General features: G+C 67.6%; 10 protein-coding genes. 4 read left to right on the top strand and 6 right to left on the bottom strand.

From position 1 onward, the window contains the following. On the bottom strand, positions 1–1,639 hold a 1,639-nt coding region (locus tag AB0J09_RS43885), incomplete at its 3' end, for a DEAD/DEAH box helicase (RefSeq protein ID WP_360704988.1). A 350-nt stretch (positions 1,640–1,989) separates the two neighbouring features. Between AB0J09_RS43885 and AB0J09_RS43880 the strand changes: the two genes are divergently transcribed. Next, the gene (locus tag AB0J09_RS43880; protein ID WP_360704984.1) at positions 1,990–2,628 is read left to right on the top strand and encodes a ferritin-like fold-containing protein; all 639 of its coding nucleotides are present in this window, start codon (positions 1,990–1,992) and stop codon (positions 2,626–2,628) included. A gap of 432 nt (positions 2,629–3,060) precedes the next feature. Here the strand turns inward: AB0J09_RS43880 and AB0J09_RS43875 are convergent, their stop codons facing one another. From AB0J09_RS43875 to ligD (AB0J09_RS43855), 5 genes are all read right to left on the bottom strand, one after another. Next, on the bottom strand, positions 3,061–3,291 hold the full coding sequence (locus tag AB0J09_RS43875; RefSeq protein WP_360704981.1) for a DUF3107 domain-containing protein: 231 nt from the start codon (positions 3,289–3,291) through the stop codon (positions 3,061–3,063). 88 nt (positions 3,292–3,379) lie between these two features. Next, complete coding sequence (locus tag AB0J09_RS43870; protein ID WP_360704978.1) at positions 3,380–4,000, bottom strand: TetR/AcrR family transcriptional regulator; 621 nt, start codon at positions 3,998–4,000, stop codon at positions 3,380–3,382. 242 nt (positions 4,001–4,242) lie between these two features. Then, positions 4,243–4,452 (bottom strand): hypothetical protein, encoded by a 210-nt coding sequence (locus AB0J09_RS43865; RefSeq protein ID WP_360704975.1) that lies wholly within the window; start codon positions 4,450–4,452, stop codon positions 4,243–4,245. Between the two features lie 44 nt (positions 4,453–4,496). Next, complete coding sequence (gene ligD, locus AB0J09_RS43860) at positions 4,497–5,369, bottom strand: non-homologous end-joining DNA ligase (RefSeq protein WP_360704973.1); 873 nt, start codon at positions 5,367–5,369, stop codon at positions 4,497–4,499. Beyond that, positions 5,366–6,268 carry a non-homologous end-joining DNA ligase gene (gene ligD, locus AB0J09_RS43855; protein WP_360704970.1) on the bottom strand — a complete coding sequence of 301 codons (903 nt, stop codon included), beginning with the start codon at positions 6,266–6,268 and terminating at the stop codon, positions 5,366–5,368. Before ligD (AB0J09_RS43855) ends, ligD (AB0J09_RS43860) begins: the two co-directional genes overlap by 4 nt. Positions 6,269–6,328: 60 nt before the next feature. Between ligD (AB0J09_RS43855) and AB0J09_RS43850 the strand changes: the two genes are divergently transcribed. The 3 genes from AB0J09_RS43850 to AB0J09_RS43840 all read left to right on the top strand — a co-directional run bounded on the left by AB0J09_RS43850 (position 6,329) and on the right by AB0J09_RS43840 (position 9,006). Further along, on the top strand, positions 6,329–7,198 hold the full coding sequence (locus AB0J09_RS43850) for a Ku protein (protein WP_360704967.1): 870 nt from the start codon (positions 6,329–6,331) through the stop codon (positions 7,196–7,198). Positions 7,199–7,769: 571 nt separating this feature from the next. Then, entirely contained in the window at positions 7,770–8,108 is a 339-nt protein-coding gene (locus AB0J09_RS43845) for a hypothetical protein (RefSeq protein ID WP_360704964.1), read from the top strand. 574 nt (positions 8,109–8,682) lie between these two features. Then, the gene (locus tag AB0J09_RS43840; RefSeq protein ID WP_360704961.1) at positions 8,683–9,006 is read left to right on the top strand and encodes a hypothetical protein; all 324 of its coding nucleotides are present in this window, start codon (positions 8,683–8,685) and stop codon (positions 9,004–9,006) included. Positions 9,007–9,885 lie beyond the last annotated feature (879 nt).

Below are 9,885 nucleotides of genomic sequence, written 5' to 3'. Positions count from 1 at the left end.
CCGCGGGCTTCGCGACAGCCGTGGGCTCCACGACGGCCGCGGGCTTCGCGACAGTCGCGGGCTCCACGACGGTCTCGGGCTCGACGGCCTTGATGGCGGTACGGCGGGAGCGGGTGCTCTTCACCGGCACCTCCTCCTCGGCCTCCGGAGCGTCGTCAGCGATCCGGCGCGACCTGGTGGCCTTGACCGGCGCCTCGGGGGCGTCGGCGAGCGCCTGCTCGATGGCAGAGGAAGCCGCCCCCCTCCGCGTACGCGTCCGCTTCGTCTCGGCGGCCGCCTCGATCTCGTCCGTTGAGAAGATCGCGGGCGTCTCTTCCGCCTTGGCATCCACGAGCTCGACCTCCGGAGTCTCGACGGCTGCGGTCTCCGCCAACTCCCTCCCGCCACGGGTGCGGCGGCGCTGGCGTGGCGTAGTACGGGCGGCAGGGCGCTCCTCACGCTCGTCGCGGCGACGGCCGCCACGACCGCGAACCCTGCCGGTCTCCCCGAGATCCTCGATGCGCTCCGCGGACAGCCCGGCGCGCGAACGCTGCGCGTGGGGCAGGACGCCCTTGGTGCCTTCGGGGATGTTCAGCTCGGAGTAGACGTGGGGTGAGGTGGAGTAGGTCTCCTCGGGCTCGGCGAAGTCGAGCCCGAGCATCTGGTTGATCATCTTCCAGCGGGTCAGCTCCTCCCACTCCACGAACGTGACCGCGATGCCCGTGCGCCCGGCCCGGCCGGTGCGGCCGATGCGGTGCACGTACGTCTTGTCGTCCGTGGGGCAGTCGTAGTTGACCACGTGGGTGACGTCGTCGATGTCGATGCCGCGGGCCGCCACGTCGGTGGCCACCAGCACGTCGATCTTGCCGTTGCGGAACGCGCGCAGCGCCTGCTCGCGCTGGCCCTGGCCGAGGTCGCCGTGCACGGCCGCGACCGCGAAGCCGCGTGTGTCGAGCTGCTCCGCGACCATGTCGCAGGCCCGCTTGGTCTCACAGAAGACCATGGTGAGCCCGCGGCCGTCGGCCTGCAGCAGCCGCGCGACGATCTCGATCTTGTCCATCCGGTGCGCGCGCCACACGAGCTGGCGAACCTGCGGCGTGGTCTCGCCCTCGCCGCTTTCGTGCTCGGCGCGTACGTGCGTCGGACGGTTGAGGTATTTCCGCGACAACGCGACGATCTCGCCCGGCATGGTCGCCGAGAACAGCATCGTCTGCCGCTGTGCGGGGATCAGCTTGAAGATCCGCTCGATGTCGGGCAGGAAGCCGAGGTCGAGCATGCGGTCGGCCTCGTCGAGCACGAGACTGGTGACCTGGCTCAGGTCGAGGTGCTTCTGCTTGACCAGGTCGAGCAGGCGGCCGGGGGTGCCGACGATGACGTCGACGCCGGCCTTGAGCGCCTCGATCTGCGGCTCGTACGCGCGCCCGCCGTACACGGTCAGGACCCGGGAGCCGAGCTTGCCCGCGGCGGTGACGAGGTCCTCACTCACCTGCACGGCCAGCTCGCGGGTTGGCACGACAACGAGCCCGCGGGGCTTCTTGCGGTTTTTGCGCGGCTTGCCGATGCTCTGCAGCATGGCGATGCCGAACGCGTAGGTCTTGCCCGTGCCCGTGCGCGCCTGGCCGATCAGGTCCTGGCCGGTCAGGGCGAGCGGGAGAGCCATCTCCTGGATGGGGAACGGTGTGACGATGCCCTCGGTCTCGAGGGCATCGGCGATCTCTGGTGTGACTCCGAGGTCTCGGAAAGTCGTCAGCGTGGCCTGCCTCAGTTCTCAAATGAAGGCGGGCCTGCCGGGACCGACGGGCGGAAAACAGCCCCCGTTACGTGGGTCCTCGCGGTAGAGCCAGCCCTCTCGCGTCATCAGCGACCGCGTCACCCGGAGTGGGGGTATCCGGGGGAATCCCCCGAACTTACACAGTGCGGTCGCACTTTCACAGAGCAGTGTACTCGATACCACAACGCTGGCCGAGCTTCAGTATGTTCCCGCAGATTTCCCGAAGTACGCTGCCTTTCATGAAGGAGTCTCCAGGAGTCGTCGACCTTCTCGGTGTGCTCGCCTATGCGGAGCTCAGCGCGTACGCGCGGATGACGGAGGACGCCACCACGCTGGCGCCCACTCTAGCCGACCGCGCTGCGCTGAGTGAGCTGGCCGTGACCGAGTACGCCCATTTCCGCCTGCTGCGCGACCGGCTGGCCGAACTCGGGGCCGATCCCGACGAGGCGATGGCGCCGTTCGTCGACGCGCTGGACGCCTGGCACGCGCAGACCAAGCCGGCCGACTGGCTGCAGGCGCTGGTCAAGACGTACGTGGGGGACGCCATCGCGCTCGACTTCTACCGTGAGGCGGCCAGGCACCTCGATGCCTCGATCGCCGAGCTGGTGGACGAGGTGCTGGTGGACGAGGGGCGCTCGCAGTTCGCGGTCGAGCGGGTCAGGGCCGGGATCGAGGCCGCGCCCGTGGAGGCCGGGCGGCTGGCGCTGTGGGCGAGGCGGCTCGTGGGCGAGGCGCTCAGCCAAGGACAGCAGGTGGCCTCGGCACGGCCCGAGCTGGCGCTGCTGCTGGTGTCGGAGGACGGCGCCGCCGATATTTCCCGACTTTTCGCGACATTGACGGAGGCGCACAACAAGCGCATGGCCGCCATGGGCCTCTGATCGACGCGGCCGCTCGAAGAGACGGGTCTGCCCATCGAGCGGCGCGGGGGCGCGGAACGGTTGTACCGTGCCAGACATGAGGGCCTCGCGCCGCTACGGCAGTTCCTTGACGACAAGATGTGCGCCGAACCGCTGGACTTCACGCCCGGTGCTGCGGAGGGAGAGCGCGGTCTGTCCGGCCGCCGTGCCGAGGCGGCACTCCGCTCTCCACCCGCGTCCACCCCGCGCCTGCCTACTCGGGACTCTCCACTGACCCAACCCTCCGGTCCGCAAGGGCGCGCGCCGTTCAGCGCGGGGTGGCCGCCCTTCGGCCACCCGTGACCTACGCCAGGCGACGAGCGGCGCGCGGGTGCCGGCGAGGGTGGGATCGGCGCAGCACGTCGACAAGGAAGGGGTACGGCGAAGCTTGCCGTACCCCTTGGTCATAAGCCCTTAGAGAGTGCCGCCGAACCCGACGGGCCTGGCGTCGTCCTCACCGATCTCGACGAAGCCGAGCGAGGCCACCGGCACCACGACCCGCCTGCCCTTGACGTCGGTCAGGGCGAACACGCCACGCTCGACCGACAACGCGTTTCTGATCTCCTCCTCGACCTCCTCGGCCGTGAGGTGGGTCTCGACAATGAGTTCGCGGTGTACGGAGCGTACGCCGATCTTGATTTCCATCGTGGCTCCTTAGTCGACGGGCCGGCTCACTCCCATCGTGGCGGCTCGAAGCCGCGAACGGCGCAAATGATCGCGGCAAGCGAACGGGTTATGCCGTACGCGGAAAACCGCTGATGCCGCGCCAGGCCAGCCGCGCCATGAGCTGCTCCGCCGCGTCCTTCGGAATCGAGCCGTGCGTGGTCACCCAGTAACGGGCGCTCACCTGGGCCATGCCGACCAGGCCCATGCCGAGGAGATGCGCCTCGTCGCTGGTGCACCCGGTGTCCTCCTGGATGACCGCGCTGACCATCTCCGCGCACTCCTGCAGCGAGCGCTCCACACGCTGCCGCACCGGCGCGACGTTCTGCAGGTCGGACTCGAACACGAGCCGGAACGCCTCGCCCTGCGAGGAGACGAAGTCGAAGAACGCGCTGAACGTGGCCTGCACGCGGAGTTTGTTCTCGTGGGTGGAGGCCAGCGCCTCCCGGCAGCGGTTGACCATGTCGTCGACGTGGAGGTCGAGCAGCGCCAGGTAGAGCTCCAGCTTGCCGGGGAAGTGCTGGTACAGCACGGGCTTGCTGACCCCTGCACGTTCAGCGATCTCGTCCATGGCGGCCGCGTGATAGCCGTTCTCCACGAACACTTCCTGCGCGGCGCTCAGCAGCTGCCGGCGGCGCGCCAGTCGGGGCAGACGGGTGCCCCGGGGCTTCGCATCCGGGGTTGCGGTCACACGGGTCTCCATAGGTCTCTCAGCGGGCTGTGCGGACATCCTACGTGCGGGAAGGCCACCCTTTTATGGCCTCACTCCGTGAGGCGGCTCGGTCGCTGGGGAGCCGTCGCCTTCCCTCGTCGCTCTGGTCGCTACGCTCCCGCCGCTCCTCAGTCCAGGCGACGGCGCTCCCTCGCCGGTTCATGGCCTCACTCCGTGAGGCGGCTCGGTCGCCCAGGTGCCGAGTCATCGCGGAGCCGTACTCAGCGATATTCGTCGTCGTCGAGATCCACCACGCGGTGCTGATCGGCCGCATCGGCGGGATCGACGTCGAGCGGCAGCTCGAAGCGCAGCCTGCCGGCGCTCTGGCGTATCTCGTGATGCTGATCGGCGGCGTCGGCCTCGGGCGTCTCGATCGACAGCTCTTCCTCCTCTTCGACGTCGTACGAGAGCTCGTCCCCGCGTATGTCCATCTCCGACATCTTCTGGTCCCCCTTTAGGTGCGGACGGAACCAGCCTACGCCCGGCTGAAAAGGTCGCCGTGCTTCTCCACTCTGACGAGTACAGCCGGCGCCGTGAACACCAGCTCCTCGGGCCGTTCGCAGCCCTCGACCTCCTTCCACAACAGCGGTGTCGAGACGGTCGGCTGCTCCCTGGCCCGAAGCGAGTACGGCGCCACGGTGGTCTTGGCCGGGTTGTTCTGGCTCCAGTCGATGAAGACCTTCCCCGGTCTGGCCTTCTTCGTCATCACGCTGACCACCTGTTTGGGATGCTCTTTCTCCAGAAGCCGGGCCAGTCTCCTGGCGTACGCGGAGGGCTCCTCGCGGCAGTCCCAGTCGGCGTACAGCTGCATGCCCTTGCTCCCGCTGGTCTTCGGCCTCGCGGTGAGCCCCTCGCTCTTCAGCACCTCACGCAGTATGAGCGCGACCTCGCAACACTCGACGATGGTCGCGGGCGCGCCGGGGTCGAGGTCGAACACGAGCGTGTCGGGCGGCAGCGGCTCGCCGTCCTCGTCGACGCGCCACTGGGGCACGTGCAGCTCGAGCGCGGCGAGGTTGGCGTAGTAGACGAGCGTGGGCAGGTCGTCGATGACGGCGAAGTCGATGGTCTCGCGGTTCTTGGTGCTGCCGGGGGCGGGCAGGGTGACCCGCCGCACCCAGGAGGGGGTGTGGTCGGGAGCGTTCTTCTCGAAGAAGAACTGGCCGTTGACGCCGTTCGGGTAGCGCTTGACGGTGAGGGGCCTGCCCCGGAGGTGGGGGAGGAGCACGGGGGCGACGCGGCTGTAATAGTCGATGACCTCGGCCTTGGTGAAGCCGTACTCCGGGTAGAGGACCTTGTCCAGGTTGCTCAGCGTCAGCTCGCGCCCGTCGACCTTGACCGGCACCTTCATAGCCTCACCTCCGAGGGGAGCTTGTCGGGCCGCAGCCCGCGCCACACGGGGTGCCGCAGCCGCTGTTCGTCGGTCCACATCGTGTAGGCCACCTCCCCGACCAGTTCCGGCCTAACCCACCGGTTCCGCCACGGAACCTCGTTGCAGAACGGGCTGCGCGGGATCTCCAGAGGCCGCATCCGCTGGTAGAGGTCATCGAGCACGGCGTCGGTGAACCCGGTGCCGACGTGCCCCACGTACGTGAACCCCTGGTCGGTGAACACCCCCATCACGAGCGACCCGACCCCGCCCGCCCGGCGCCCCTTGCCCGGCTTCCAGCCGCCGATCACGACCTCCCTGGTGATCAGATTCTTGACCTTGATCCACCAGGGGGAGCGGGTGCCCGCCCGATAGGGCGAGTCCAGCCGCTTGGCGACCACACCCTCGAGCCCCTGCTCGTACGTGGCCGTGAGCAGGTCGGAGTCGCCGGGGAAGTACGGTGGAGCGCCGACGTCCAGCTCGTCGAGCAATGCCCGCCGGTCCCGGTAGGGCAGGTCGAACAGCGGCGTGCCGTCGAGGTAGAGCAGGTCGAACGGCATGTACGTGATGGGGTACAGCTCCAGCATCATCGGCTCGGGATCCGTCAGGTGCATCCTGTGCTGCAACCGCTCGAAGCTGGGCCTGCCGCGCGAGTCGAGCGCGACGACCTCGCCGTCGATGATCGCGTTCTTAACCCCGAACCCCGAGATTTCCGGATACCGCCGCGTGTACTCCACCCCATGTCTACCCGTCACCCTCAGCCCCTCGTCAAGGTGAACGATGGCACGGATGCCGTCCCATTTGACCTCCAGCCCGTACCGCTCGCGGTCGGACGGTAGTTCCCCAGGTACGGCCAGCATCGGTTCGACCGGGTATGGCATTGGTTGCCCCATGACGGGTATGTGCCCCATGGCGGACTCATTGAGAGCTGAGGAGTGACCATGCGCAGCATCTGGAAAGGTGCGATCTCCTTCGGGCTGGTCACGATCCCCGTCAAGCTCTACTCCGCCACCGAGCAGAAGGACGTGACGTTCCACCAGGTGCACCGCGAGGACGGCGGCCGGATTCGCTACAAGCGCGTGTGCACGCTGGACGGCGAAGAGGTGCCGTACCCCGACATCGCCAAGGGATACGAACTGGCGTCGGGCGAGATCGTCGTGCTCACCGACGAGGACTTCGAGGGCCTGCCGCTGAGCACGTCACGCAGGATCGACGTCCTCCAGTTCGCCCCGGCCGACCAGATCGATCCGATCTACTTCGCCAAGTCCTACTACCTGGAGCCGGACGCGCAGGGGGCGAAGCCGTACGTACTGCTGCGCAACGCCCTGGAGAGCTCGGGTCAGGTGGCGGTGGTCAAGGTGGCGCTGCGCCAGCGCGAGTCCCTGGCCACGCTGCGGGTACGGGACGGCGTCTTCGTGCTGGAGACTATGCTCTGGCCCGACGAGATCCGCAAGCCGGACTTCGCCTTCCTGGATGAGGACATCGAGGTACGCTCCCAGGAGCTCAAGATGGCCGAGTCCCTGATCACCACGATGGAGTCGGACTTCGACCCGAGCGAGTACCACGACGCTTATCGCGAGGCGTTGCAGCAGGTGATCGAGGCGAAGGTGGCGGGCAAGGAAGTCATTCCTCCCAGGGAGGAAGAGGAAGCCCGCCCGGCGGTGGACCTCATGGCCGCGCTGAGGGCCAGCGTGGAGGCCGCGAAGCGGGAGCGGGAAGCCGGCGAGCCCGCCAAGGCCAAGAAGGCGGCGGGCAAGTCCAAGGACGAAGAGAAGGCCCCCGCGAAGCGCAAGGCCCGCAAGTCCGCCTAAGGCCACCTGCGGCCCCCAACGGGCCTGGTTGAGGCCCGGGCGGCGGGCAGCTGCTCGCCACGCCCACCCGCCGCGCGTGGCTCGCCCGGGCAGCCCTCGATCGATCCGCCCCGCCACGAGCGGAACACCCATAAGGCGCGTCACGCGCGACGAGGATCCGGACTGCGCTATGTGCGGGCGCATTTCGTCCGATGCGGGCTCCGTATGAGGCACCTCCCTGTGCGCGCCGGTGGTGAGTTGCTCAACGCCACGCCGTCCGCGCCGGCTCTCTCCGAACCACGTCCCTGCTGCAATGCCGCATGAAGTGCGGCGTGCCAATCGGGTACGGCCGCGCCACGCGATCGGCCAAATAGGACATATCGGGATAATTCATAACATATCATGAGATAAATCTTTAATACGAGCAATAACACGGTTATTGCATAGCAAAATAGGGTGATTCCTGTTTGTACCCCCTCTGTCCCGGTAATGACCTTTACCGGATGACTCTTCAGCAGGCGTCCAAAGGCGTTTTCCGAGTAATCGGAAAACGTCTAGAACGGGGCAACAGATCCTTTAGGGGGAAACCGAAATGCCCAAGCTCAAGACTGTTATGGCGGGCCTCGCCATCGGTACGGCCATGTCCGGCGGCGTGCTCGCGCTGAGCGCGACGACGACCTCGGCCAGCGCCGGCACCGCCGAGGTGACCACCGGCACGTCCGTCCTCACTGGGGGCGGCTGCGGTTGGCGTCGCTGCCGCGGCTGGGGCTGGGGTGGCCGCGGCTGGGGCCGCCGCAACAACCGGACCGACGTCTTCGTCAACAACAACAACATCAACTTCAACAGGGACAACCACCGCGACTTCCGCAGGGAGTTCAGGTCCGAGCACCACCGCTTCGACCACGACGACGACGATGACGACGACGACTGACAGGAGAGCGGTGGCTGACGCGCGGTGACTTCACCGTGTGCTGACAGCGCAGGGACGAGCGCCCGTCCTCACGGGCGGCCGTGGTCCACGGAAGTGGATCCGGCCGGTGAACGGCGGGCTCTCGGGAACGGTCCGTTTTTCCTTCGCGGTTCGGCCTGAGATTCATTCTCCTCGTCTCCACGGCAATTCCTGGCGAGGGCTCCACTGGCATCGGCCAGGGAGCCCTCACTGTGCTGTGTACGGTGGGTTGTTTGCTCAGGTGCCTTTGTTCGTGCCGGATTTCGAATGCCGTGCGCCGTCCGCCCGCAAGCCCCGCCTTGGCCGGGTGGGGGACGGCGGTTATATGCCACGGGGTATTACTGCTGGGCCATGTGGATGTCTGGTGTCGGGCAAGACTAGACAATGTCGGTTTGCTACCTATTCGGCCGGAAATATGCAGGGTGCGGATGATTCGCTTTGCGGGCATCCGGGGCGTTTCCCGATATTCCGGTCATACTGGATTTGGGGAGCGCCGAGAACGGGGCAATCGATCCTTTAGGGGGGAACCGCAATGCCCAAAACGTTCAAGAATGTTATGGCAGGCCTCGCCATCAGCACGGCACTGGCCGGCGGCGTGGTCGCCGTGGGCGCCACGACGGCCGCGGCCAGCGCCGGCACCGCCACCCAGATCAGCGCCGGTACGTCTGTCCTCACCGGACTGACCGGCTGCCGCCGCTGGCGTCGCTGCGGCGGCTGGGGCGGACGCGGCTGGGGCTGGCGCCGTAACCGTCCCCAGACGATCCGGATCCTCATCCACAACAACAACCAGAACTTCAACGAGAGCCGGAACAGGTTCGACGACCGCCGGTTCGACGACCGCCGGTTCCGCTTCCACGGCTTTGACGACGATGACTTCTAGAGTTGACGTCTCGGTCTGAGCAGGCGGCGCATTTCCCTGCGCCGCTGAGGAGTTCACCAAGGCGATGAACTCCGGTCGCACGAACGAGTGCCCGTATTCGCAAGGATCGTCGCCCTCCGGGCGGAGGACGACATCCATCGGCGAATGCGGGCACTCACCTGTTTGCCCAGCACTCTGGCGCCACGCCTTTCACGGTGTGCCGCCCATGTGGGGACCTGATCGGGTGCCGTCGACCCGCCCCACGCACCCTGGTAGTCCAGGTCGATCCGGCCGGCCCGGCCTCGGTGGATCACATCGATCCACCCCGCCTGTGGTCCATCACGTTGATCCGTGCCACTCGCCGTCGCTGCCATCGATGCCCGCCGAGCCCGGACACACGGGCGGTCGCCCAGCGCCGCCTCAGGCCATCAAGCTGGGAGAGAGAAGGGGCTTTGACGGAGGTGTGCGTCCGGCGAGTAGCCGCGATCGTCGCGTGCTCGCCGACAAGGTCGTCCAGGCCCGTGCACTCCACCGGGCGGTGGGAGCCGGCTTCCGGCCACGTCGATCACCAGGCCCGGCCCGCCGTCGCGTGTGAGCCGCCAGGATGATCGCCGCTCGGGGATGGTGTCGGGGTACGTGTGGATGCGGCCGCTTCGGCCTCGGGCATGGGGCGCGGCATGGCCGGTGCGATGGGGAGACGCGGCACGGCCGGCGTGGTGGGGGATGAAAGGCGGGGACAAAGAAGCCGAGTGCCCGTATTCGCGAGCGGATGTTGATCCGTGCGAATACGGGCACTCGTGTGACCGGAGTCCACCTCGTCGGTGAGCTCCCGGGTGGTGCGGAAAGCGCGCCACAGGCTCGGGCTAAGACGTCAGCCCTCAGAGGAGGCCGCCGCCACCG

The organism is Nonomuraea sp. NPDC049784 (assembly GCF_040659615.1).
In the GTDB taxonomy this organism is placed as follows: domain Bacteria; phylum Actinomycetota; class Actinomycetes; order Streptosporangiales; family Streptosporangiaceae; genus Nonomuraea.
The sequence above is the reverse complement of the archived record's forward strand: the minus strand, read 5'-3'. Positions and strand labels throughout refer to the sequence as shown.

Excerpts from the sequence above, each read along its gene's own strand:
- AB0J09_RS43875 (WP_360704981.1), bottom strand. The coding sequence starts at position 3,291 with ATGGAAATCAAGATCGGCGTACGCTCCGTACACCGCGAACTCATTGTC.
- AB0J09_RS43850 (WP_360704967.1), top strand. The coding sequence starts at position 6,329 with ATGCGCAGCATCTGGAAAGGTGCGATCTCCTTCGGGCTGGTCACGATC.
- AB0J09_RS43840 (WP_360704961.1), top strand. The coding sequence starts at position 8,683 with ATGGCAGGCCTCGCCATCAGCACGGCACTGGCCGGCGGCGTGGTCGCC.
- AB0J09_RS43845 (WP_360704964.1), top strand. The coding sequence starts at position 7,770 with ATGCCCAAGCTCAAGACTGTTATGGCGGGCCTCGCCATCGGTACGGCC.
- ligD (WP_360704973.1), bottom strand. The coding sequence starts at position 5,369 with ATGAAGGTGCCGGTCAAGGTCGACGGGCGCGAGCTGACGCTGAGCAAC.
- AB0J09_RS43880 (WP_360704984.1), top strand. The coding sequence starts at position 1,990 with ATGAAGGAGTCTCCAGGAGTCGTCGACCTTCTCGGTGTGCTCGCCTAT.
- AB0J09_RS43865 (WP_360704975.1), bottom strand. The coding sequence starts at position 4,452 with ATGGACATACGCGGGGACGAGCTCTCGTACGACGTCGAAGAGGAGGAA.
- ligD (WP_360704970.1), bottom strand. The coding sequence starts at position 6,268 with ATGCCATACCCGGTCGAACCGATGCTGGCCGTACCTGGGGAACTACCG.